Annotated in this window: 23 protein-coding genes and 2 pseudogenes; 20 read left to right on the forward strand and 5 right to left on the reverse strand. The window is 41.2% G+C overall.

Annotation, left to right across the window (positions count from 1 at the left end):
* The first annotated feature begins 40 nt into the window (after positions 1 to 40).
* The 14 genes and pseudogenes from ACN6MW_RS29720 to ACN6MW_RS29785 all read left to right on the forward strand — a co-directional run bounded on the left by ACN6MW_RS29720 (position 41) and on the right by ACN6MW_RS29785 (position 13141).
* Positions 41 to 994 carry a glycoside hydrolase family 43 protein gene (locus ACN6MW_RS29720; RefSeq protein WP_419873339.1) on the forward strand — a complete coding sequence of 318 codons (954 nt, stop codon included), beginning with the start codon at positions 41 to 43 and terminating at the stop codon, positions 992 to 994.
* Between the two features lie 193 nt (positions 995 to 1187).
* Positions 1188 to 1451 (forward strand): hypothetical protein, encoded by a 264-nt coding sequence (locus tag ACN6MW_RS29725; RefSeq protein WP_419873340.1) that lies wholly within the window; start codon positions 1188 to 1190, stop codon positions 1449 to 1451.
* A 329-nt stretch (positions 1452 to 1780) separates the two neighbouring features.
* Positions 1781 to 2449, forward strand: coding sequence for a DNA alkylation repair protein (locus ACN6MW_RS29730; protein WP_419873341.1), 669 nt, complete (start codon positions 1781 to 1783; stop codon positions 2447 to 2449).
* 540 nt (positions 2450 to 2989) lie between these two features.
* On the forward strand, positions 2990 to 3805 hold the full coding sequence (locus ACN6MW_RS29735; protein ID WP_419873342.1) for an arylamine N-acetyltransferase family protein: 816 nt from the start codon (positions 2990 to 2992) through the stop codon (positions 3803 to 3805).
* 148 nt (positions 3806 to 3953) lie between these two features.
* The gene (locus ACN6MW_RS29740; RefSeq protein ID WP_419873343.1) at positions 3954 to 4358 is read left to right on the forward strand and encodes a DUF4259 domain-containing protein; all 405 of its coding nucleotides are present in this window, start codon (positions 3954 to 3956) and stop codon (positions 4356 to 4358) included.
* A gap of 271 nt (positions 4359 to 4629) precedes the next feature.
* Positions 4630 to 5097, forward strand: coding sequence for a hypothetical protein (locus tag ACN6MW_RS29745; protein ID WP_419873344.1), 468 nt, complete (start codon positions 4630 to 4632; stop codon positions 5095 to 5097).
* 173 nt (positions 5098 to 5270) lie between these two features.
* Complete coding sequence (locus ACN6MW_RS29750; protein WP_419873345.1) at positions 5271 to 5786, forward strand: DNA topology modulation protein; 516 nt, start codon at positions 5271 to 5273, stop codon at positions 5784 to 5786.
* Positions 5787 to 5893: 107 nt separating this feature from the next.
* Positions 5894 to 6421: a histidine phosphatase family protein gene (locus tag ACN6MW_RS29755; protein ID WP_419873346.1), complete on the forward strand. Its 528-nt coding sequence runs from the start codon at positions 5894 to 5896 to the stop codon at positions 6419 to 6421.
* Between the two features lie 146 nt (positions 6422 to 6567).
* Positions 6568 to 6771 (forward strand): annotated as a pseudogene (locus ACN6MW_RS29760) (hypothetical protein); the annotation flags it as partial.
* Positions 6772 to 6959: 188 nt separating this feature from the next.
* Positions 6960 to 7562, forward strand: a complete 603-nt coding sequence (locus tag ACN6MW_RS29765; RefSeq protein ID WP_419873347.1) for a histidine phosphatase family protein — start codon at positions 6960 to 6962, stop codon at positions 7560 to 7562.
* Positions 7563 to 7774: 212 nt separating this feature from the next.
* Entirely contained in the window at positions 7775 to 8272 is a 498-nt protein-coding gene (locus tag ACN6MW_RS29770) for a 2,4'-dihydroxyacetophenone dioxygenase family protein (protein WP_419873348.1), read from the forward strand.
* Positions 8273 to 8914: 642 nt separating this feature from the next.
* Complete coding sequence (locus tag ACN6MW_RS29775) at positions 8915 to 11071, forward strand: EAL domain-containing protein (protein ID WP_419873349.1); 2157 nt, start codon at positions 8915 to 8917, stop codon at positions 11069 to 11071.
* A gap of 53 nt (positions 11072 to 11124) precedes the next feature.
* Positions 11125 to 12249: a GGDEF domain-containing protein gene (locus ACN6MW_RS29780; RefSeq protein WP_419873350.1), complete on the forward strand. Its 1125-nt coding sequence runs from the start codon at positions 11125 to 11127 to the stop codon at positions 12247 to 12249.
* 115 nt (positions 12250 to 12364) lie between these two features.
* Positions 12365 to 13141: a TIM barrel protein gene (locus ACN6MW_RS29785; RefSeq protein ID WP_419873351.1), complete on the forward strand. Its 777-nt coding sequence runs from the start codon at positions 12365 to 12367 to the stop codon at positions 13139 to 13141.
* Positions 13142 to 13277: 136 nt separating this feature from the next.
* On the opposite strand, the gene ACN6MW_RS29790 is transcribed toward ACN6MW_RS29785, so the two are convergent.
* A complete protein-coding gene (locus ACN6MW_RS29790) occupies positions 13278 to 13610 on the reverse strand; it encodes a hypothetical protein (RefSeq protein WP_419873352.1) in 333 nt (110 codons plus the stop codon).
* Between the two features lie 495 nt (positions 13611 to 14105).
* On the opposite strand from ACN6MW_RS29790, the gene ACN6MW_RS29795 reads away from it, so the two are divergent.
* Together ACN6MW_RS29795 and ACN6MW_RS29800 are read left to right on the forward strand one after the other, a co-directional pair.
* Positions 14106 to 14480, forward strand: coding sequence for a hypothetical protein (locus ACN6MW_RS29795; RefSeq protein ID WP_419873353.1), 375 nt, complete (start codon positions 14106 to 14108; stop codon positions 14478 to 14480).
* A gap of 148 nt (positions 14481 to 14628) precedes the next feature.
* Positions 14629 to 14982 (forward strand): hypothetical protein, encoded by a 354-nt coding sequence (locus tag ACN6MW_RS29800; RefSeq protein WP_419873354.1) that lies wholly within the window; start codon positions 14629 to 14631, stop codon positions 14980 to 14982.
* A 192-nt stretch (positions 14983 to 15174) separates the two neighbouring features.
* Here the strand turns inward: ACN6MW_RS29800 and ACN6MW_RS29805 are convergent, their stop codons facing one another.
* The 3 genes and pseudogenes from ACN6MW_RS29805 to ACN6MW_RS29815 all read right to left on the reverse strand — a co-directional run.
* Entirely contained in the window at positions 15175 to 15426 is a 252-nt protein-coding gene (locus ACN6MW_RS29805) for a hypothetical protein (RefSeq protein WP_419873355.1), read from the reverse strand.
* A 307-nt stretch (positions 15427 to 15733) separates the two neighbouring features.
* The gene (locus ACN6MW_RS29810) at positions 15734 to 17674 is read right to left on the reverse strand and encodes a DUF2207 domain-containing protein (RefSeq protein WP_419873356.1); all 1941 of its coding nucleotides are present in this window, start codon (positions 17672 to 17674) and stop codon (positions 15734 to 15736) included.
* Between the two features lie 93 nt (positions 17675 to 17767).
* A pseudogene (locus ACN6MW_RS29815) lies at positions 17768 to 17872 on the reverse strand (DUF3626 domain-containing protein); the annotation flags it as partial.
* A gap of 1168 nt (positions 17873 to 19040) precedes the next feature.
* On the opposite strand from ACN6MW_RS29815, the gene ACN6MW_RS29820 reads away from it, so the two are divergent.
* From ACN6MW_RS29820 to ACN6MW_RS29835, 4 genes are all read left to right on the forward strand, one after another.
* Positions 19041 to 19526 (forward strand): CAP domain-containing protein, encoded by a 486-nt coding sequence (locus tag ACN6MW_RS29820; protein ID WP_419873357.1) that lies wholly within the window; start codon positions 19041 to 19043, stop codon positions 19524 to 19526.
* A 161-nt stretch (positions 19527 to 19687) separates the two neighbouring features.
* Positions 19688 to 20305 carry a copper amine oxidase N-terminal domain-containing protein gene (locus ACN6MW_RS29825; RefSeq protein ID WP_419873358.1) on the forward strand — a complete coding sequence of 206 codons (618 nt, stop codon included), beginning with the start codon at positions 19688 to 19690 and terminating at the stop codon, positions 20303 to 20305.
* A gap of 429 nt (positions 20306 to 20734) precedes the next feature.
* The gene (locus tag ACN6MW_RS29830; protein ID WP_419873359.1) at positions 20735 to 21058 is read left to right on the forward strand and encodes a hypothetical protein; all 324 of its coding nucleotides are present in this window, start codon (positions 20735 to 20737) and stop codon (positions 21056 to 21058) included.
* Positions 21059 to 21345: 287 nt separating this feature from the next.
* Positions 21346 to 22218: a PhzF family phenazine biosynthesis protein gene (locus ACN6MW_RS29835; protein WP_419873360.1), complete on the forward strand. Its 873-nt coding sequence runs from the start codon at positions 21346 to 21348 to the stop codon at positions 22216 to 22218.
* A gap of 402 nt (positions 22219 to 22620) precedes the next feature.
* Here ACN6MW_RS29835 and ACN6MW_RS29840 read toward each other — a convergent pair whose 3' ends face one another.
* A complete protein-coding gene (locus tag ACN6MW_RS29840) occupies positions 22621 to 23472 on the reverse strand; it encodes an aldo/keto reductase (protein WP_419873361.1) in 852 nt (283 codons plus the stop codon).
* Positions 23473 to 23580 lie beyond the last annotated feature (108 nt).

The following is a 23580-nucleotide window of genomic DNA, read 5'->3' on the forward strand; positions in this document are numbered from 1 at the left end:
GTTGATAGGCTGGAGAGTTCAACAAAAGGAGTTATACGCCATGAAACCTTTGATCGTGCAAAGAGCTGATCCTTTTATTTACCGACATTCGGACGGTTATTATTATTTCGTGGCATCCGTACCAGAGTATGATCGTATCGAAATCCGCAGGGCACAGAACTTTGAGGGGCTTGTTACAACAACTCCTGTTGTTATCTGGAGAAAGCGCGAGACTGGTATCCTTAGTGCCAATATTTGGGCGCCTGAACTGCATTTTATCGATGGGAAATGGTACGTTTATTTCGCTGCTGCACATACGACGGAAACAAAGGATGGTTTGTTTGACCATCGGATGTACGTGCTGGAGAATGAAAATGCCAATCCGCTGGAAGGCAGCTGGACGGAAAGAGGGCAGGTTCGTACCGCTTGGGAAAGCTTCGCCCTCGATGCCACTACCTTTGAGCATAATGGCAGCCGCTATTACGTATGGGCACAAAAGGATCCGAAAATCGAAGGTAACTCTAATCTGTACATATCTAAAATGAGCAATCCGTGGACGTTGACTGGGCCGCAAACGATGATTACTACGCCGGAATATGACTGGGAGATCATCGGCTATAAAGTGAACGAAGGCGCGGCATTTCTCCGCAAGGGTAATCGGGTATTCCTCTCTTACTCGGCTAGCGCTACTGATTTCAATTATTGCATGGGCCTGCTTGAAGCCGATGCGGATGCGGATTTGCTCGATGCCACCTCATGGCGCAAATCGCAAGTGCCGGTTCTCACGACAGATGAGAGCATCTCTATTTATGGTCCCGGTCATAATAACTTCACGGTTTCAGCGGATGGTGAGAAGACGCTGTTTGTGTTCCACGCAAGAACGTACAAGGACATTGTAGGAGATCCGCTCTACGATCCGAACCGCCATACATTTGTAGCGGAGCTGTTGTGGACAGCAGACGGCAGACCCGATTTCCGCGGCTCTGTTGCAGCACATGCGCGTTCTGCACTGTGAACGTTTGTTCTACTCGGATATAACTGAAAACCGGTATGTTCCAGCGGCCTCGATCATTTCGAGGCCGTTTGTTTTGTCCACGGAACGTAATTTATGGTATTGTCTGTTGCATAGTCGGTCTGAAAATGGTACTCTATTTATCTTTTTTATATCGTAACGGTTAGTAAATGACACACATTTGATGGAGGTAGTTATGTCCGTTCAGAGCATTCATCCGGAGGAAGAGCAGCGGCTAACGCACACTCTTCAAGAAATCGATCGGCAATTAGGCGGGATCGGTCCCCGGTATCTCGGCGTCGAACAGCGCCTGTTCAAACAAACAATTATCGTCAACAAAGAACCGAGTTATAAAAAAATCGATTGGCGGCGAGTGAATAAAAAAAAACGAGTGATGAGAGCCACACCCATGGCGAAATGGTTCGCGGTCTCTTCCACACTCGTTGCCAGGTTCGCATAAGAAACCACAAGGGTTTAAAGCGAATCCACATCGATTTTGACACAGAAGCACGACGCTTTGCAAGTCTTATATCCGCATACTGGCCCAAGCATCTCTCCATGACCATGTGACCGGTTTATTCAAGCATAGATTCTCACAATTTCCGATTAATCTCATGAACTGCATAAGTCATGATTATAGGTGGAGAAAGCTTTAATAATGTTACAATATTTAAAAGCTAAAATTTGGAGGCACACCACTGCAATAAGACTTATAACGAAATTAAGTTCTTGATATATCCCATCAAGGACATATTATGAAACAGTGCTTTAATAAAGGAGTTGTATAAAATGAATGAAAATAAAGGTACAGAAATAAAACGTTCTTCAAAAGCAGAAAACATTCTACCTCAGATCAATAGTAAAACTAAGCTAGGCGACTTACGAAAAATCGCAAAGGACATTAAAAAAGATCACGAACTAGCTATGGAACTTTGGTCAACCGAAGAGTTTTTGCCCAGACTATTAGCAATCTTAATTATGGATAAAAATCTTCTTTCACAAGGAGTGCTAAATAAGCTTGAGAAGGATATGCAGACTCACACTTTTGATGAGCGAAATAACTTAATGGATTGGTTTATGGCTAATCAGCTCACCAAAGACAAGAAGACAATTGCATTGATGGAGTCATGGGAAAATAGCCCTTCTGCTCTTCAAAGGCGAGCTTTCTGGTATTATCAAGCGCGATTGAGATGGACTGGACAAACACCGCCTGATAACACCGCAGACTTACTATCTACATTAGAAGCTAATATTACGCAGGAAGAACCGGAAGTTCAATGGGCTATGAATTTCACCGCAGGCTGGATAGGCGTTTATGATGAAAAGAATCGGGCACGTTGTATTAAACTTGGTGAGAAAACGGGTCTTTACAAAGATGAAATAGTAGCAAAAGGATGTACTCCCAGCTATTTACCGGAGTTCATTACAATTGAAGTTAACAAACGACAAAATAATTAGTTACCTTTGAAAAATTTATTAAGGATTAATGTAAAAAATAAAGAAATTCAAATCCTTAATTATGAAAATTGTAATAGGCTTGGACCGGAAAATAAAGAAAACAACGCGTTATGGCAGCTAGTTAGTGAAATATGCAAGGAAGATGTAAATGATTAGCTCACTATCTCTTTTTGATCTGTAGGGGCGCTTATCTTTAAGAAGAAAACTTTCCAGCTGCGCAGTACAATAATACTATTCAAAAGACTAATGTGATGTTCAACAATCAGGTAACGTTAGGTTGAATGAAAAAGCGACAGTATAGGACTTTATTTTCTTGTCCTTGACTTTCGCCTCTTCAATTTCAAGGATCAGTCTAATACTTATTTTCTAAGGGCTGCCGCATTGAATGCAACAGTGACACCTATTTGAAGCAATCTATAATTAATTGCTCTAAAGGGAGGTTTAAATTATGATTAAACGACAATCCTTGCTTGCAGTAGCGGACAATAATGTCCATAGGCTTAGGTAGATTAAGTAAGAATGTTTGGAGGTTAATCCGATTTGAAAAATTTAAATACACTATTTCGGCAAAGAATTGGAATGTTATCTCATGAAACAATACAGTTTGATAACTTAGATGTTTTTCTTGAAAGATTTGCACGAGAGATACCATTTGAAAATCTTTGTGTCATTGACAATAGTGCAAGAAATATTACGAAAGAGAATTTAATAAACAAAATAATTACTAGAAATGAGGGCGGGCTGTGTTATGAGCTCAATACTATTCTGCATTTATTCTTAATTGAAAATGGATTTACTTCGACCCTTGTTAGGGGTAGAACATACGACCATAATGAAAAACAGTGGAGTGCCGCTGGAAAGACACATATTTTAAATTTAATCACTCATGAAGATCAACAATATGTAGTTGATACTGGTTTCGGAGCAAACTTACCTTTAAGACCTATACCCTTAAGTGGAAGTGTTGTTGAATCTCATAATGGAGAATTTAGAGTGGAAAAAAACCGTAGTAAAGACGGTGAGTATTTTTTATATATTAGATTAAAACATAGACAGGAAGATTGGAAATTAGGGTATATATTTGATTCCACAGAGGAAGTAAAAGATTTTTCCGTGCTGAATGAAGTGCAGAAGTTAATCATAGAACATCCCGAATCACGTTTTAATAAAAAACCATTAGTCACAAAGGTAAATGAACGAGGAATAATAATATTAACGAATACCTCTTTTATCGAATTGAATAATGGTAAAGAAACTAAAAAGGCAATAGATGACACTATATTTAAGAAAATGCTCATTAATGAGTTTAATATCAGAACCTTTGGAAACTTTTCCTCAAAATTAGAATTCAACTAACGGAGAACGATAGTTCATAAACTAAACAATGAGGCTGCCGCGGATTCAACGGCAGCCTCGTTACGCTAACGGGCAGGATTGTTTAATCACCTCGCGAATACTCCAAGTATGGAGAATTTGCGTAAATTCAAACTGGAGAGTGTCTAACATGGGAGCATGGGGAACTGGAATATTCGAGAATGATGATGTATTGGATTGGAAAGCTGAACTTATTGAATCTGAAGGTTTAGAATTTATCAATGAAACCCTTGAAACAGTAATCGATGAAGATTATTTAGAAGCTGACTTAGCTTCAAATGCAGTTGGAGCAATTGAAATTCTTGCTGCACTTCAAGGTAAACCAGGTGAGGAACTAAAGAATGAATCGAGTTATGTAGAAGGGCTTAAAGAATGGATCGAGTTGCATAAAGGTCAAGGAAAAAGCTTATTACCAGTTGCAAAGAAAGCTATTAAGAAGATAAAAAAGGATTCTGAGCTAAAAGAACTTTGGGAAGAGTCGGAAGATTATAAGACCTGGTTGAAAATTATAAATGATTTAGAAAACCGATTGTAGTAAATCATGGAGTGGGGTACTTCACATAACTTCGTATTCACACTTCGAGCTATTCGGCCAACGATCCGTGAAGATCTCCTTTGGACTAATCCCTTGGTGGTCGGAAATTCATTATGCTAACGGGTACCTATAGCTTAACAATCACCAGAACGAGGCTGCCGGCATGTAACGGCAGCCTCGTTGAGCTAACGGGCAGGTTAGCGCAACAATACTTACTGATAAGTCGTCTAACTTATAAGTTTTATTCATCAGAAATAAGAGGGGGATTTTAATGAAGAGGACAGCATTTGCGTTACTTCTACTTCTCTTGGTTTTTACGATATTCTTAACAGCTTGCGGAAGAGACGTCCAATTAAATGAGCCCGAATCGAGCATAAAAGAAACTGAGAAAACGGATACCGTGGTACAACAGTTATTTGAAATTAATGGCGAAGATATTTCTAAAGTTTCCATTTCGACTGGTCCAAATGACATGGTGACGGGAGTTATTGAAACACCCGAGGATATTGGTCTATTGACTCAAATATTGAATACGGCGACCCCGCTCACAGGAGATGCGACAGCAGATTATTATCGTTTGCTGACCATTGATAAGATGAACGGTAGCACAATTGAACTGGAGTTTGGGGGTAACGGATGGTTCTTTAAATCACTTGAGACCTCCCTATTCTACGAGCTGTCACCTGACCAACGAACCGAAATTCGAGCATTAATTGAGAAGATTGAAGCGGAGCATTAAACTAAACGGGTACTATAGCTTAACAATCACCAGAACGAGGCTGCCGTCATAAATCGGCAGCCTCGTTGAGTTAACGGACAGTTATCTATAATTGTGTTTCATGGTAATATGAGGAATGTCTTTTTGGATTTATGGAAATGAAGATTTATCGAGAACCACGGAGGGCTTCTTTTATGAAAAAAATAATACTTATAGGTTCCGGAGGTTCTGGAAAGTCGTCTTTGGCTCGAAAGTTAGGTAACAGTTTAGCTATTGATGTATACCATCTAGATGCAATGTTCTGGAAACCAGGATGGATAACCACTCCCAAAGATGAACAAAGAACGGTTCAACAGGAACTGGTGAGTCGTGGGTGTTGGATTATCGATGGTAACTATAACGGTACAATGGATATCAGATTGCAGGCTGCGGATACAATAATTTTTTTAGACCTGTCGAAGTGGTTGTGTCTATACCGTGTAATAAAGAGAAGAGTTCAGTACCGCAAGAAAAAAAGGACGGACATGGCAGAGGGCTGTGAAGAAAGAATCAGTCTTCACTTTTTGAAGTGGGTTTGGGAATATCCTAAGAAACATAAACCTGTAGTTTCCGAAAAACTGCAAAGACTTTCGCAAGAAAAAGAAGTCATCATTCTAAAGTCCCCTAAGGACGTGAGAGGGTTTTTGGAAAAAGTGGATTCATTAAACTAACGGGCAGGATAACGTGGCAAAGTCGTTAATATTGCTTTCCATTTTATGGTATCATCATATCAATCTAACTATGTTTATTTATTGGTTGACACATGGGAGGTAATTGAGTGATATACGTTATAAGACATGGGCAAACAGATCTGAACAAAGAGGGAAGGCTTCAGGGAAGACAAGGATTGCAATTAAATGAATTTGGAATAGAACAAGCTAAGTCTCTAAGAGAAAGGCTTAAAGACATAAAATTTAATTTGGTTTATTCTTCACCTCAAAGAAGAGCTATTCAAACAGCCGAGATAGCAACAGGTATGAAGGCAATAATCGATAATAAACTTGATGTATTTGACCTAGGAGAGGCTGACACCTTGAAAAGAGGCGAAGTAAAGATGGCTGGAGTAGTTCCTGATTCCAGTGTGTATAGAGGCGTTGAAGATATAAACAGCTTCATAAAGAGAATTTTCGAATTTATGCATCAACTTCAGGATGCGTATGGCACGAAAGATGTTAATATTTTGCTATCTGGTCATAGGTGTACAACAGGTTGCATCGGTGCTTATTTTGAAGGTATTCCGAAGGATGGCAATGTTTTAAGGTATTCATCTGATAATGGACACTTTAAAATATATAAATTCAATTAAAGAACGACAGATCATTGGAGTAACGGGTACATTAGTTCTATAAAGGAACCTATATAAACGAAAAAGGAGCTTAGGATGTAACAATGAAAAAACCATTTATAAGAGCTCTCGTTTTAGGACTAATATTTGTATTAGTTTTTTATGCTTTTCAGATTCTTCAAGGATTATATCTCACGATGAATTATGTTCCAGATATTGTTGAGGCATACGAATCAGCTGATTATCTTCAACATAAAGTCACATTTGGATTTGTTTCAAGCCCAGTATGGAGAACATTAGAAATCCTGGTATTAATGCTACTTGGAATATTTGTTTATTATGCTGGGAGGATATTAAGAAAGAAGAAATAATCTTTATTAAGCTAACGGGTAACGTTAGCTCCATAAACATCAGGACGAGGCTGCCGGCATGAAACGGCAGCCTCGTTGAGCTAACGGGCAGTTTAACGCAACCTTCCAAGTCGTGGAAACGTAAAATAGAATGAATTTGAGTAGTTCGCATTAATGGTTAATTAATTCACAGGGGGATAAGCAATAGTATGGTAACAAACTTCATTTTGGTAAGGCACGCTGTAAAGGAAAAGGTGATGGGGGATGTTTCAATTACTCCTGTTGGTATTATGCAAGCGCAATTGACTGCTAGACATTTGTCGAATTTACCTGTTATAGCAGTTGTTTCAAGTCCACTCCGTAGAGCCAGAGAGACGGCTGAATACATTGCATCAGCAACGAAATCAGTGGTGACAGAGGATATACGATTGCGTGAGCGTGCTAACTGGGGGGACTTACCTGATCAATCCTTTGATGAATTCGTCGAAATGTGGGAGCGATGTACGCGTGATCCTGACCATATACCTCCTGTAGGTGATTCAACAAGACAGGCTTGTGCACGTATGTCATCTTTGTTATCTGAATTAGGAAGTAAGCACCCGCCCGAAAGTAACATTGTAATTGTTACTCATGGTGGATTAATAACCGATTTTCTTGTTAATACAATCCCCATAAACGACTTGAACGTTTGGCATCCTAGTTTTATAGAAGTACAAAGTAACCTTGTTCCAGAATGTTCGATAACGAAACTAAAGTACGATCATGGAAAGTACAGAATAGATAATTTCGCGTCAGTAGAGCACTTAGCATAGATCAGCAACCTCAACCGTAAAGTGAGGTTGACTAAACTAACGGTGAACGATAGTTGAAAAACACATGGATGAGCAGGTGCTACGGTGGCCTGCTCTTTTTATTAAGCTAACGGGTAGTTTAACGTGAAGACAGCGGATGGAAATAAAGGGAAAACTGGGGCTGTTTTCGAATAATAAATATAACCTAACTAAATTGAATGAAGGTGCTTCCAATGAATTCCCTAATTGAAGAATCAGTTATAAAACTCGCAGAGAAATTTCAGTTGCCAGAGCGTATTGTGAACATTGAAGATCTTCCTTGGGTACCGTTCACTGATAATCACTCTTGCTATTTCAAACCTTTACGTTTTGATCTAAACACAGGAACGTGGATTAACTTATTTAAGATAAAGAGTAATCAGATATTGGGAAGACATAGACACACTGGTGGATCAGTAATTGGCTATAATGTTCAGGGTAAGTGGAGATATGAAGGGCGAGAATGGGTTGCAAAACCGGGAACTTTTATATTTGAGCCACCAGGTGACATTCATACGCTTATAACAGAAGATGAAGAAGTTGTAACTCTATTTATATTGGGGGGCTCACTTCAGTATTTTGATGAGAACGATCAAATAATTGGGCAAGACGACATTTTTACTGTCCTGAATAAATATAGATTTTATTGTGAATTACATGGAATTGAAACTAGAGATGATCTGATTTATTAGGGCCTAGGTACATCTGATCTATTGAACTATCGGAGAACGTTAATATCTCCCGTGCTGCCGTTCACCCCTGACTTTCCAAAAGTGCTGGATGGGATCGTGCAGCATATTTGGATCGATACCCTTAGTATTGGAGACGGAGCGATGGGGAAACGGTCGCAGAGGCTGGGAATGCCCCTGTTATATCAAGAACATGGTCTGTCAGCGTGGTATCAACAAGATTTGCATGCCAAGGTAAAAAAGTATTTTTTGAAGTTTTTTCCGCATGAGATGATAAGGGTTTCCAAAGAGGAGGCTTTCCCGAATCTTAGCCGACACTTGCAAGGAAAATAGAAGCGGAGAACTCCGTCATTGTAGTTGATACCTTTGAAACTGATGCAAGGGCTCAGAAATTAAAAAGCTCTCGGAGATGCTCTAAAAGTCCTGATCATCAAGCAGCCCTTGATAGGAGGACTTTTTTAATTCGTATTATCGGATTGCGGCTGTGAGTCTCACGTTTTTCAGTGTGTACGAAAATAATTGCGCGGGTCCGCAAGTTTTTTTCGGATACAAAACTGTATAATCATTTTATAATGATGTGATAGGCATTCATCAGTGAGCCATTCCACTGCCTTAACTATCATTCCCCACCAAGAGAGGATCACCATGAAACATTTTCCCGAAGAGAATCTGTTTGATAAAAATAGGTTACGCAACCTCATCAGCGAGTTTACTGGAATAAATCGAGACTGTGAAACCGATCATCCTTTTTATCAGACCATGTTTAAAAGCTTAATCGAAAATGCGCCCGTCGGAATGTATCTATTGGAGAACGAAACCTTTTTATACGTGAATTCCTTTTTTGCAAATCTGTTGGGTTACGAAACTGAACTATTAATGAATGAAGAATTTCCTCTTAATAAGATTTTCCACCCGCAGGATTTTCCTGTTATTCAAAAAAATATTGAGACGAGAAGCGCCGGTCTTGAAACGGAAACCAGATATCCGATCCGTATGGTATGTAAGGACGGCAGCATCCTATTCACCGAAGTCCACGCTTCCACCGCACGCATATATGGAAAATCATTTTTAATCGGCAGTGTCATTGATATCACGGAGCAAGCGCTTGCTAAGCAGCAGTTGGAAGAGAGCAATCAAAAATATAAATCGATTTTTGAAAACAGTCCGGATGCGATTTATTCTTTTGACGATACAGGAAAGTTCATCAGCGCTAATCCCGCCTGTGAGCTTATCACCGGCTATATGGTGGATGAATTATTGGAAATGTCGTTTATGCCGCTGATCGTGGAAGACGATCTGCCTGCGGCAGTCCGGCATTTTGAAGAAGCAAAACAAGGCAGCTCTGTCAGTGTCGATCTTCGCATCGTTAAAAAAGACGGCGACATCATACATCTCAATTCCTCTCATTTTCCAATGACGGTAAACGGTCGGATCATCGGCACCTACGGGATAGCAAGAGACATCACGCATAAAATTCTTTATGAACAGCAAATGCAGAAGCTCGCTTTTTACGATACGCTGACGAACTTGCCCAACCGAAAGCTTTTTCAGGATCGGGTGGAACAGTTGATCAATCTTTCAAGTGAGGGTAATCATCCCTTTGCCGTTATGTTTTTAGATTTAGACCGTTTCAAATTTATCAATGATTCATTAGGGCATCAACTTGGCGACAAGTTTTTGAAGCTGATCTCGGAACGTTTCACACAACATCTTCGCAAGAGCGATACGGTAAGCCGGTTAGCCGGCGATGAATTTACATTTCTTTTCCCTGAAACCTCGCTTGAAGAAGCCGTTCGGTTGGCGCAGCAGATTAACCGCATACTTCTGGAGCCTTTTGATATTGAAGGCAATTCGGTTACGATAAAGGCCAGCATTGGAATTGCGCTCAGCATGGGAAATAACGACAGCAGCGTTGAGCTTATGCGTAAAGCCGATACGGCGATGTATCATACCAAGAAGTTTAAGAAAAATGGCTACTCGATCTATTCGGAAGAGATGGATGTTAAAGCGGCCTTCAAACTCGAGATCGAGAGGGATCTCAAGTTTGCGATTTCAAATGAAGAGCTCGAGTTGTACTACCAACCGATTCTGGATATAAAAACCCGCGAAATTATTGCAATGGAAGCGTTGATCCGATGGCATCATCCGAAGCTGGGGCTCGTTTCCCCGGTGGATTTCATCCCCATTGCCGAAGAAAGCGGACAGATCATCGCAATCGGTACATGGGTAATGGAGACGGCATGCAGGCAAATTAAAATCTGGCATGAACAAGGAATCTCCCCGTTTAAAGTGGCGGTCAATATTTCAACCAAACAGCTGCTGCAGGATCATTTTGTGGACACGGTAATCCAAACGCTCGAAAAGGCGGATCTAGCGCCGCAGTGGCTGGAGCTTGAGGTGACGGAAAGCGTGCTGCTCGACGACATCGATTCGATTCAGGAAACGCTTCTGAAATTAAAAGAATCGGGAATATCGGTATCGATAGATGATTTTGGCACCGGCTTTACATCTTTGAGCTATCTTCGCAATTATCCGTTTGACAAGGTGAAAATCGATCGCTGCTTTATTGACGACATTAATCGGGATATGAACGGCAAACGCATCACGTCAGCCATTATTTCTCTTGCGCAGACGTTGAATATGAAAGTAGTGGCGGAAGGAATAGAAAACGAATTGCAGCTAGCCTATCTGGAAAAAGAAAATTGCAGCGAAGGACAAGGTTATTATTTCAGCCGGCCTTTACCCGTTTCATCGATAGAAATCAAATTCAAGAATCGGGGGGGAAAGCTATATATCGAATAGCGCTATTCTAGTGTACTCCAAAAATTATTGATCAGCTGTAAAGGAGATATTCTATGGGAGATAAGCTCTTTCATACCGTACAAGACATAATCGCAAATTTTGCTATAGTGACGGCATTCTTATTTATAACCAGCCAAGTCATTTTCAAAAAAAGAGTTTTTGGTGAAACGCCGACCAAGTTCGAAAAATTAAAGATCGGATTGATAGGGGGGCTGTTAGGAACCCTGCTAATGTTTTTTACAGTAAGATTTGATAACACGATTCTGGATTTTAGGCAGATTGCATTGATTCTCACCGCTCTTGGGGGCGGCTTCTTACCATGCGTAATAACAGGCTTGGTTATTAGTTTGATGCGTTTATTTAGTTTCGGCCCGATCACCGAGAGCACCTGGATAGCCGCCGCGAATACTATGGTAATCGCTGCCGGTGTTGGAATGATTTGCAGGATGAGCATTTCTTATGTGAAAAAATGGATATATTCGCTAGTCATATGCAATGTGCTTACTTCAATCGTTTTCGTAGTCATTTTAGGCATTAACCGGCACGGGCTTAGCGCTGCTGTATTATATGTTTTAATGATGTCGAGTGGAGGTTTGTTCTTCGCGTACCTGGCACTATTTTTGGCAAAGGCAAAGCGTTACTCCTTACGAATGGAAAAGGAAGCGACGATCGATTTTCTGACAGGATTGAATAATCACCGCACCTTCGATCTGCAGTTCAACAAAGGATTGTCACATGCCATTGAGAAAAATCGCCATTTGACATTAATGCTGCTTGATATCGATCATTTTAAGAAAGTGAACGATCAATACGGGCATCCGAACGGTGACAGTTTGTTAAAACAGGTAGGAGAGCTGCTAAAAGTAGCGTCACGCGATTCTGATGTCATTTCGCGTATCGGCGGAGAAGAGTTTTCGATTTTGCTGGTTGATTGTCCTCATCAACATGCGCTTGAAATTGCCGATCGGATCCGGCTTATCGTACAGGACCATCCTTTTGAATTAAATGACGGAACCACCATTCATATTACGCTCTCGATCGGGGTTGCGTCTCTGTTCGAGAGCAACCAAAACGATATCATCGAGCAAGCCGACTTAGCCCTATATAAGGCAAAACAAAACGGCAGAAATCGCGTTTTCTCCCATTTAAAACTTCAGGAGAACTGGAATACACCGTGAACATGTAACATGAAATGGCTGCATAACATTGTGGCAAGAGCGATTCCAGCCGCAATGCGATTCAACCCTTTATCCCCGGGTTACATGTTATTGAAATATTCGCACTGGGGAAGGAGTGGACGAATTGAAGCTGTCTTTCAATACGGAAACGTTATTTCCTGACAAAAGCATTTTCGAAAGCATGCGGCTGCTAAATGAAAATGGTTTGAAAAATATTGAATTCTGGTCGTGGCATGACAAAGATTTAAAGCTGATCAAAGAGATGAAGGACGATTACGGCATGGAGGTCGCTTCGATTGTCGTAAAATTGGAAAGTCTGGTCGATCCGGCGCGAAGAGAACAAATCGTGGAAGCTGTGAAACAGTCCGCCGAAGCCGCCCGTTATTTGGATTGCCGCACGATGGTTCACACAGTCGGGTTTGAAGTCGAGGGCCTGTCCCGGGAAGCCATGCATCAGAGCCTGGTGGAAGGGCTGCAGTCCTGCATTCCCGTTCTGGAGGAATACGGGGTGACAACGGATATCGAACCGCTCAATACAAAAGTGGACAAGAAGCTGAGCGGATATTATTTGACAACCTCCGAGGAAGCTTTCGATATTGTCAAAAAAATAAACCATCCGCTCATTAAGGTTTGCTATGACATCTATCATGTGCAAGTCATGGAAGGCCACGTTATTTCACGGATGCAGAACAATATCCACCATATCGCACATATCCAGGCGGCGGGAAATCCAGGCAGACAAGAGTTATACATCGGCGAACTGAATTACGATCATATTTTCGACGCCATCAAACAAACGGAATACAACGGTTATGTAGGGATGGAATACTTTCCGATCCACGATCCTGTCGCGGATTTAAAGCAAATACATGACAAGCATCATACCGGATAATCGGGGCATTGACGAATAAGCTCCGATGCCGGCGTTCGCTCATTCATTGCCATTGGAGATTTCGCTATAGCAATAATCAAGGTCAGCGCTGCCCGGTTCGGGAAGTGCTGACCTTGATTATTGCAAATCGGCTCTGCTATGCGATTTCCGGACCAAGCTCCAGGCGATATGCCGCCAACGATTGCTCGATGATGACTCCGATAAATGCCTGATCGATGTTAGGAAGCAGCAGCTCGGCATATTTCCAGGCGTGCTCCTCAATCTTCAACGCTGTTTCGGCCCGTTCGCGGTGCGTAATAGCTTGATCCATACGATCGGCCAACTGGCACAACTGTTTATCTTCCGCATGTCCGAGCTCGTGAGTGCACACGACCGAAATATAGGCTTCAAGCCGGTCCAACGAGCCGAACAGCTGGTAGCATTGCTTGCGAATCGATTCTTTATATAAATGCACTGTGCGCGTTGACATGTTGTATTTGCCGCCGACCAGTCGGTTGCCGGGAAACCGGAATAGCAAGGCGCGCAGAAACTTCTATTCGCTTAACCTGTGGCTAATTCTTCCATACCCTGTATTTTATTTGTTCGAAACTGTATTTAGGTTTTACCCTTACCCGCGTTTTGTTTGGGTGGACCTGCTTTGTACGTTAATTGGGTATCTTCTTCTTTGCGCAATCATGACATTGATTTTGAGAAAAGTCAGGGTATGAGAGTAGCCGCAGTTTTTGTATCTACAGGTCTCGAAGAAGAACTCGACAGTGCGGTGAATCGTATCATTCATTAATACAGGGTCAGGTTATTACGCTAACGGGACACTATAGTTTAACATTCACCTGAACGAGGTTGCCGACCTTAATCGGTAGCTTTATTGAGCTAAAGGAAAGCTTAGAGTTGAGAATACGAATTTAGCTTTTAAAGATATGTGTGAGAATATTGAAATGATATTTCAAGTGGATAGGTGATCATTATGAATGCTGCTGATTTTAATCGTTTATATGAGGATATTGTAATAAAAAGACTTCAAGAGCAAGGGTATGCTACAAAAGGGCAGAGTTTATTTTTACAAAGAGAAGCAACCGTAGCCGCACTACTAAGAAGTTCGTTTAGAGGTGAGCAAGGTACGGATTTAGTTTTCTGTATAAGGCATGCATTCGTTAGAGAATATTTAACATTGACTAACAAGAGCTATCTAATGAATGCGATTGATTATCCATTTAGATTCACAATATCATCCTACAAACAAGAGGACCTCTTTACGAAAAAGGCATATGATTGTATTTCGAGAAATAACAAAAATGCCTGGATTGAAAAATTTGGTTGGAAGATTACAGTAACAATTTAAACTAATGGGACATATTTACTTAGCATTTAATAGAAAGAGGCTGCCGACTTAGAGCTGCAGCATCGTTGAGCTAACGGGCAGGTTAGTTGAATAATACACAGATGTATAAAAGAACAAACATAAGATATTGTCGGAGGGGTTATATGATATGCTGACTGAGAAGCAGAGATTACTTTTCGAAAACTTAAAAGGAATTAAAGATACTAATGTTGATTTATCAGTTGGAATCTTCCACCCTGAATCAAACATTCAATGGACTGATTCCGATGGGGCTTACCAATTTCTCCGAAATAAGCTGAACTCGGAAGAAGACCTAAAAGCACTTGCTGTAATTCAGAATGAGCTCGTTGAGCAAGTGATTTATCGCATTTTGGAAATGATTGATGGTTATGGTGGGTTGAACTTTGAAGTAGATTTGATTGATCAAGAGACTAAGCAGTCTTTACGAGATGGAATTCAATTACACGATAAGTTTATGGATCATTTATACAAAAATGAATGAAATACTAAAAGTAAGTATTATCCTCTTGAACTAACGGTGAATTTTAGTTGAATGATACACATTAATGAGCAGGCGCGACGGTTGCCTGCTGTTTGCATTGAATTATAACAGAACTTGTCGGACCAGCCCGTTACTTCAATAACGAAAAAGGAGCTTCCACGAAGAAAGCTCCTCAACTATCGTACCCGTTAGTTAAACCGTAGCATGAACTATGTAGTGCTCAACCGTTGTCGGCAAACCTCTCTCGGTCGCATGTTCAAAAAATATCTTTTCAATTTCAGCCATGCTTTCATTAATAACCATCTCATGTACTGAAGGCGTCTGCCCAAAGCAACACACTTTAACAACGTCGATAGGCTCATGTAAATATTGAACACTTGTCACTGATTCAATATCGGCTTGTGTGATGTTACCTTTTTCGAGTTGAGTCTTGATTTTATCCAATACAGGGGCTCCTAATGGACTTGGTTCAAAAAGGTTTGGGAAAATCTGTGATAGTTCTGGGGACATACGATTGCCTGGGCGCAGACTAAGTATTTGTCCTCTTCATCAAAAATAGCTTCAGCATTAGGTTCCATTAACGTGGAATTCCACAAATATAAATACTGTCCTGTTAATTTTCCGATTTGAGCTTATCATTCAAATGAATGAGGTGGTAACCAATCCTTGTGAGTCTTTGGATCTACCAAATTCGGGTACAATAAAACACACCTCCTGTTTGATAGTGAAACTGTATTATAAAGTCTTCACCTTAATCAGCTCCAGCACCTCCGCCGCCGTCTCCGCCTCCCCCGCCGCTGTCGCCTCCACTGTAACCTCCGTCGCCGGAATACCCGCTACTTCCTGAGCCAGAAGCACTGCTTCCGTACGGCATGGTCATTTTCCACGAGTCCACCATATAAGTAATAGGGTTCTGACCGGACATCATCAAATACGCAAAAGGTGCTGTTGCAGCAAGCTCCATAGCAGTATTTTCATAAGCAGCTTGAGGCTTGGTGCGAAGCAACTGCGATCTAACCATCCATTTCTCCAACTCGTGAGTTGGGATTCCACCTGCATTCATCTGCTTCCTGAATAACTTAATGCTACGATAGACCTCAGCAGCATCTCTAGATAAGATCATCCTTGGTGTAACACTAATTAGTGCAATACTCGATGTAATGAACAAGAAAAGGCTGAACAGCAAATCCGCATCCTGCAACATAAGATTAGCGAATAGTGTAACCCCCCAAAATAGGATAAAGGGCCAACGCTTCGTTGATTTACGTAGTGATATTATCAATATTATTAAGGCAGATATGCCGTACAGAGAAATAGACGATCCATCAAGGGAATCAAGGATATAGGCGTATATCATCGAGGCGAATGCCGAAATCGATAACAATCCTTTCAATATTAGCGGGATACGATTGCTCATTATGCCTTCAGCTTTCATCACTGCTATGACGTCATCCCACCACTGCTGCTCTCTTATTTTAAATGCATGGATTTTTGAAATGTAGCTTCTAAAAGAGACCTTTTCCTCTTTTTCCTTCTTTGTTGCACCGGCAATATCATACAGAAGGAAGGTTTGATGCTTAGCCCCTCTGTTTTTAAACAAGGCCTTAACAAGCTTCCTTTCTGAATCCGACAGCATGTGCTCATCCGCTGTCAATATGAATAGCAGAGTTTGGTCTGGCGCCTCCGGATCTCTTTGAAACCGACCGTGAGCTGAGTTAACGGATACAGAGACAAATCCTTTTTCCACTAAGGAATACAAGCCAGCCAGAAACGCATTGGAATCCTTCTTCCCAAGACGATCCAACAAATATAAGTGGAGTGGATCTTTGTTTAGCAGTTCATTGGGATTTCCCGTTCCTTGGCGCCGTTGCGGCAAGAGTACCATACAAATGCTAGTGGAAGTTAGAAGAATTGCGAATGCTATGAATATGTAGCCTAGTTTCTCTTTGTGTTGTTTTTTTGAAGCCAGGGAATGCATGTATTGATTTTCCTTAGCCAGCGCAGCCTCTAAAGACATGGGTTCATTGGCTTTAGCTTGACCGCTCATCACTTCAGAAGGAAAGAGCAAGCGAGTTTCGGTCAATGAATACATTTCGGAAACCGATGTTTTAAACCGAACAACAGAAGGACCTTTTTGTTCCACTGCTCCATTGCGGTCATGAAAATAAGCATAATAATCCTCCGGGTCAACTTCTCGCGGGAAAACAAAATCAATTGTGACATTTGAATAATCCTCATCGTGATTAGTGCTGCCCCCAAAAAAAGGAACTGTTAAATCACTATAGGTTGCAAAGGATTTGACAGCTTGGGCAAGCGTATAGGTATAAAATATGTACTTTTGTTCATTTTCAACTGATAAGGAAGAATAATAACCATTCTCTTTCTCAGAAACAGGTAATAAGCGAAGCTCACTCGGCGTAACGTAACCTATCTCTGCATTGGAATTAATCAGTTCGTAGGACTCGAAATTTCTCACACCGTAATGGTGGTCTTCATGAATAAACCGCTGCACTCGATCGTATTTACCTTTAAAGGTATAAGTAAATATTTCATTCACCAGCAAGTCGCCATTTGGTTGAATCCAAGCGCGAATTCGCACCTCGTCAATGTTATAAGACCGCGCGTATACGATCGGTGCAGTCACAATGAAGAACAGGATAATCAAACTTATCAAAATCAAATATCTTTTCATTAAAAATAATCCTCCGATAAATCATAGGGAATATGTACTAAGAAACTTAGCCTAACTATGAATAACCATAATATCTTAATTACAATCAAACATCTATTTCTTATAATTTCGAAGTGGCTTTCCGTATTTAACTAACACATGCCACAATAATTTTATTTCCTGAAGGACCTCTCTATAGGTACCACGGTCACTCCAAGTATAATGCTACATATAAATATATTAGTATTTTATCATAGTCTTTATTAGTAGGGATTAATCTTTCTTATTTCGCATTTTTAAATCAAATAGGTTCGATTTCCCGAAAAAGAACGGCAGCGATAACACAAGCTAAAGGCAGTTTTGATGACCTTTCTCTCACTTTTTTTACTGGCTGGAAGCCTTTCATTCCAGAACAGAACTTCCGGGTTATGGTTTGACGGGCAGGCGCTCATTAGCGCTATATGTGCTTCATAAGGCATGAACAAATAAAGATAATAAAAAACCCGCTTGGCCATGTGGCTGGGCAGGTGGATTTCTATTTGACATTCTTTCATAATCTATGTGTCGAATAGTGTTATTTATATCCTACATTCCCGGAATTTATAACGATGGAGGAATAAATTCCGGGAATGTAGGATTGAAGTAACGGGCAGGTTATTGCAGTTACCTACTAGAATTACTAAAGAATTAACCTAATACAAGGAGGCTCTATTTTGAAATCATGCTTTGTACACAATCAGGTTGAACATGAAACTAATTGTCCTTTTTGTAATTAAAACTATTGTGCTGACTGTTTAAATCTTGTTGGCAAACGGAAAACAGTTATATGTAAACCATGTTATGATCACTTTTTACAGAAAATAAGAAGGTCTAATTCAAGAAGATATGTGTATATTTTAGCTGGTGCATTTATTACAATTTCATCCTTTTATAATGCTTTTCAGTCACTCGAAAGCAATGTTGAGACCATGATACTTTATATTATTGGTACTGGATTAGGATTATTTTCAATTGTATTTAACGCAATCCGACTCCATCAATATAAGAACTGGGAAGTTGTAAATGAGTACCCTAAGCGTAATAAAACGTTCAACTAACGGGGAACGTTAGTTCAATAAAAACACGGAAGCAGCCGACCACAATGATCGTCTGCTTCATTACGCTAACGGGCAGGATAGCGTAGCTTAATACAAAAAAGATTTCCCTCTGTTTCAACTGGTGTTCCACTGTGAAAATCGATCTTCGCCTGCTCACTTAAGTGCATGGCGATTTTTTTATTATTTTGGCATTGCTTGACTATCATTCACATCCGCAACTGGGTAGCTCAGCAACCTTTTACGGTGAATGACATCTAACAATATATGGATTTTATGGGAGGTTGAACAGATTGGTTAAAAAATGGATGCTTATTTCTTGCTTGCTGCTTATAATGCTTCCCCACCTGACGGCCGCTCCCAATGTGCAGGCGGCACAAAAATTGTACGACAGCACCAGCGGTGCTGAGCAGCAGAAAGCGCTGACTTCCGTCAACAAGCTTCGCCTGAAAATGGGATTGTCCGAGGTTAAGCTTGATCCTGCTCTCGTTAAAGCGGCTGTTAATCATGCCCGCTATGCAAATGCTCATTATACGTTAAAGTCTCAGGGTGATCTCTCCGCTGAAGAAAAAGGCTTTAAGTTTTATACTCAGCCTACGTCAGAGAAGAGGGCGGCTGCGGCTGGCTACAAAGGGACAAATCAGGAAATTCTAGAGACGGTATATATGAAGGAAATGGCTTACGATGAATTCGATATGGCATCAGAAATTCACGAGCTGTCCTTGGTTCATAACCGCAGGGAAGTATTACTGACTCCGGGTGTGTCGCGCTTGGCATAGCGAGAGTAGGAAGGGCCACCGTTATCGTGGGAGTATTAAAAGCAGAAAGTGATATAACGACTCCATCAGTTGCAAGTGTGTATCCCTACGACGGGATGAATGAGGTATTTGCTGGTTACATAGAATCGGAAGATATAGATAAACTGATCCAGGGAGAAGGAATGACCATTACGGTCTTCAGCAATAAGCGGGATGTATCCGGTATAAAGGCGTCGCTAAGCACCCAAACTGGCAGCAGACATATCAGCATTCCGCTTAACGTGAAGAAGCTTGACTCGGGCTACGAATATGTGCTGACGGCGCAGAGACAGCTGAGGAGCGATCGGACGTACACGGCCGAGGTTTCTTTTGAAACCGGTGGTGCATCACTGACTAAGCAGTGGACATTCAGGACTTGGCGATCCATCTACCAGCTGAACATTGACGATATGCCCCTTAAGCTAGCACCGCCACTGAACGTAGTGAATGGCAGATCAGAAGTACCAATGCGCTACCTGTTTGAGCTTTTTGAAGTCGGAGTTGAATGGAACAATGCAGACCGGACCATAACCGCCATAAAAAACGGATTAACTATGAAAATGACAATCGACAACTACACTGCCTATATCAACGGCAAGGCAGTCCAGCTGGAGAGTCCACCGCATATAATTAATGTCACCTATGTACCGCTCCGCTTTATCTCTGAAGCATTCGGTTATGAGGTGGAATCTGATCCTAACGATCGTTCGGTGAACATATGGACAGGGCTTCTGAACAATCCGCAGACCGTTTCTGAATAAGCAAGAGGACTAAGAAGGCGACATTTGGTACACGGATACAGTTTTTATAGACTGCCTTTTACCTGGAGTGTTTCAGCATCATTTAGTAATGCATGATTAACTTCAGCAAAGTATGTAGACGTGTCATACTAGGAGAATAATAGCTTCCAGCACAAAAGAGGCATAAGACAGCGACATAGGATGTGGTTTTAATATGAATAAAACAATGTTAATTGTTTCAGATGTACTTGGCATTAAGCTAACGGGAAGGATAGTTTAGACATTTCGCGAATACTCCAAGGATGGAATTATTTGCGAAGTTCGCAAATTTATCGTTAGGTGAAATACCTGAAGGAGAGAGATATGAAGAGAAAAACTATTTATATTACTTTATCCGTATTATTGTTCTTGGTCTTATATATATGGTGTTACATTTGGATGCTAGTAAGTGTGAAAGATACTCTTAGAACAATATATTTGCATCCTGAACAGGATTCTCAAATCGAGGGTAAATACGTTAAACCAGAGATCATGAAAAAGTTTTTTAGACAAGAAATGTATCCTTCAAGTTCTAATGACAAAATCAAATTTTCATTAAGTACGGGGAAAGTACTTCACTTCTTTATTATTGGTAAGGTATGGATTACATATAGGTATGAAGGAATTGACAGTGAATCAAACAAATCGTTATATGGATCACATGCCCCAATGACGTTAACGGTTAAGTACTCAAAAGGAATATGGAAGATAATTGATAAATATGAAAGACCATAATGAATCTTGTGAGCTTAACAAGGAGTCAGGTACTTCACCTAACATCATATTCACGCTTCGGGCATACGACCCTCGGTCCGCCCTCGGAATTTCAAGGATCAGATTCGACCATTCATTAAGCTAACGGGGTACTATAGCATAGCAAGCGCAAGGACGAGGCTGTCGGCATAAATCGACGGCCTCGTTGAGCTAACAGGCAGTTATGCTCAAAAAAACAGTGGCGAAATTTCGTTACAATAACACTCTAAAATTGCTATTATAAGAGGTATTACGTTGGGGGTGGGCTTGTGAAAAAAATAAAGGTTTATCATTATGACGCATTCAGTAATATTCCTAATATGGGGAATCCAGCAGGGGTGGTATTGGATGGTGAAAATCTTACTGAAGTGCAAATGCTAGAAGTGGCAGAAAAAGTAGGATTTAATGAAACGGCTTTCCCACTTCATTCCGATATTGCTGATTTAAGAATTCGTTTTTTTACACCAGGTCATGAGATAAATCTTTGTGGTCACGCAACAATGGCAACTATCTATGCATTGAAAACAAAAGGTTTATTGGGTAATAAAACTGATTTCACAATTGAAACAAAAGCAGGGGTTTTACCGATAAGACTAATTTCAAACGAAGGACTTTACATAACAATGAGGCAAGCAACTCCCCAATTTAAAGGATTCAATGGTTCTCTTCAAGAATTAGCTATTTCTATGGGGATTGATGAAGGCGATATAGAGACAGAATTACCAACTTTGTATGGCAGCACAGGAACATGGACATTATTGATTCCAATAAAAAGTCTTGCTGCTTTCAGACGAATGAAACCAATTAACAAACTCTTTCCAAACATTCTGAAGGAAATGCCTAGAGCGTCTCTTCATCCTTTTTGTTTAAAAACATATGATTCCAACGCACATATGCACGCTCGCCATTTTTCATCACCGTTTTCTGGTACAATTGAAGACCCAGTCACTGGCACTGCCTCTGGGGTAATGGGAGCTTATTATTCAAGATATATAAAGTCAGATTCTTTATTACATCTTTTGATAGAACAAGGTCAGGAAATCGGAAGGAATGGCAGCGTGCAAGTAACAGTAACAAATGGCGATGGCATAGAAGTTACCGGAAATGCTGTTTATGTAAAAGAATTTGAGGTTTCGATTTAACCGCATTGAACTAACGGGAAACGATAGTTCAACCCCTGAAGGGCTGCCACATGGCAGCCCTTCGCTACGCTAACGGACAGAATAGTTTCAATATGTGTTAAAGTTAAGTTGTATATAAAGTCAACACAATTTTCGGAAAGCAGAATACTGAACTTGAGGAGAGGATTTAAGTGAATGATGAATCAGTTAAAAGAAAGGTCATTCAAATCCTCAAAGACATATAGTCTCGGTGGTTCTGTGTGTTACCTGTATTGGCCGAAGTATAGATTTCGTTGCACCGGTAGCAGCAGTTTTGCTATTCTTAGAATTTACAATTCAAGTAAAGAAAGGACGGGGGCGTCGCCCTGTCCTTTCTTAATAGATGAGGATAAACGCGTGATGAGTTTACGGTTTGATCTAGGTTTACAGACCGACTCTCCAGTTGCCCATCATCTTGGCGACTTCCGGATCGCGGTACGATAAGAAAAGACTTTCCCGCGTATCGAGAGTGGAAATTAGTTCGATATCGTCCGTGCTCAACTCAAAATCGAAAATGTCGAAGTTTTCGACGATCCGCTCTTTGCGCACCGATTTTGGAATTGCAACGACTCCACGCTGAACAAGCCAGCGCAGGACTACCTGGGCGACGGACTTGTTGTGTTTTTCTGCGATCAAGGCCAGCACTTCGTTGCCGAACATGTTGTTAAGTCCTTCAGCGAACGGGGCCCACGACTGGTGTTGAACACCCTGCTCTTTCATAAAAGCGGCGCTCTCGATCTGCTGGTAGAACGGGTGCGTTTCGATCTGGTTGACGGCGGGCACGATTTCGTTATGCACGATGAGATCCATCAGACGGTCGGGCAGGAAGTTGCTGACACCGATCGCCTTGATCTTGCCTTCACGGTACAGGTCTTCCATGGCACGCCAAGCGCCGTAATAATCGCCGAACGGCTGGTGAATAAGGTATAGATCGAGATAGTCGAGCTGCAGCTTCTTCATGGATTTAGCAAACGCCAGCTTGGCACTTTCGTAGCCGGCATCCTGAACCCAAAGCTTGGTCGTGATGAACAGCTCCTCACGCGGCACACCGCTGCGCTTAATCGCGCGTCCGACCGCTTCCTCATTCAGATAACCAGCGGCGGTGTCGATCAGGCGGTAACCGGCTATCAGCGCTTCATATACCGCGTTCTCGCATTCTTCAACATCCGGAACTTGGTAGACACCAAAGCCGATGATCGGCATTTTTACGCCATTGTTCAATGTTACGGTTTGCATTGTAATTCCTCCTAGTGTTCAAATGTATAATAGCAAACGGCCCGTATCCCGGGAATCGGGTACTGCAGCGGGGATTCTGCTTACGGCTGATTTGCATTACAATAAGCC

Origin of the sequence: Pristimantibacillus sp. PTI5 (genome assembly GCF_048572955.1) — a bacterium.
Classification (GTDB): domain Bacteria; phylum Bacillota; class Bacilli; order Paenibacillales; family Paenibacillaceae; genus Pristimantibacillus.

Excerpts from the sequence above, each read along its gene's own strand:
- ACN6MW_RS29810 (WP_419873356.1), bottom strand. The coding sequence starts at position 17,674 with ATGAAAAGATATTTGATTTTGATAAGTTTGATTATCCTGTTCTTCATT.
- ACN6MW_RS29725 (WP_419873340.1), top strand. The coding sequence starts at position 1,188 with ATGTCCGTTCAGAGCATTCATCCGGAGGAAGAGCAGCGGCTAACGCAC.
- ACN6MW_RS29775 (WP_419873349.1), top strand. The coding sequence starts at position 8,915 with ATGAAACATTTTCCCGAAGAGAATCTGTTTGATAAAAATAGGTTACGC.
- ACN6MW_RS29740 (WP_419873343.1), top strand. The coding sequence starts at position 3,954 with ATGGGAGCATGGGGAACTGGAATATTCGAGAATGATGATGTATTGGAT.
- ACN6MW_RS29750 (WP_419873345.1), top strand. The coding sequence starts at position 5,271 with ATGAAAAAAATAATACTTATAGGTTCCGGAGGTTCTGGAAAGTCGTCT.
- ACN6MW_RS29730 (WP_419873341.1), top strand. The coding sequence starts at position 1,781 with ATGAATGAAAATAAAGGTACAGAAATAAAACGTTCTTCAAAAGCAGAA.
- ACN6MW_RS29720 (WP_419873339.1), top strand. The coding sequence starts at position 41 with ATGAAACCTTTGATCGTGCAAAGAGCTGATCCTTTTATTTACCGACAT.
- ACN6MW_RS29745 (WP_419873344.1), top strand. The coding sequence starts at position 4,630 with ATGAAGAGGACAGCATTTGCGTTACTTCTACTTCTCTTGGTTTTTACG.
- ACN6MW_RS29780 (WP_419873350.1), top strand. The coding sequence starts at position 11,125 with ATGGGAGATAAGCTCTTTCATACCGTACAAGACATAATCGCAAATTTT.
- ACN6MW_RS29790 (WP_419873352.1), bottom strand. The coding sequence starts at position 13,610 with ATGTCAACGCGCACAGTGCATTTATATAAAGAATCGATTCGCAAGCAA.
- ACN6MW_RS29825 (WP_419873358.1), top strand. The coding sequence starts at position 19,688 with ATGACCATTACGGTCTTCAGCAATAAGCGGGATGTATCCGGTATAAAG.
- ACN6MW_RS29795 (WP_419873353.1), top strand. The coding sequence starts at position 14,106 with ATGAATGCTGCTGATTTTAATCGTTTATATGAGGATATTGTAATAAAA.
- ACN6MW_RS29840 (WP_419873361.1), bottom strand. The coding sequence starts at position 23,472 with ATGCAAACCGTAACATTGAACAATGGCGTAAAAATGCCGATCATCGGC.
- ACN6MW_RS29765 (WP_419873347.1), top strand. The coding sequence starts at position 6,960 with ATGGTAACAAACTTCATTTTGGTAAGGCACGCTGTAAAGGAAAAGGTG.
- ACN6MW_RS29770 (WP_419873348.1), top strand. The coding sequence starts at position 7,775 with ATGAATTCCCTAATTGAAGAATCAGTTATAAAACTCGCAGAGAAATTT.
- ACN6MW_RS29800 (WP_419873354.1), top strand. The coding sequence starts at position 14,629 with ATGCTGACTGAGAAGCAGAGATTACTTTTCGAAAACTTAAAAGGAATT.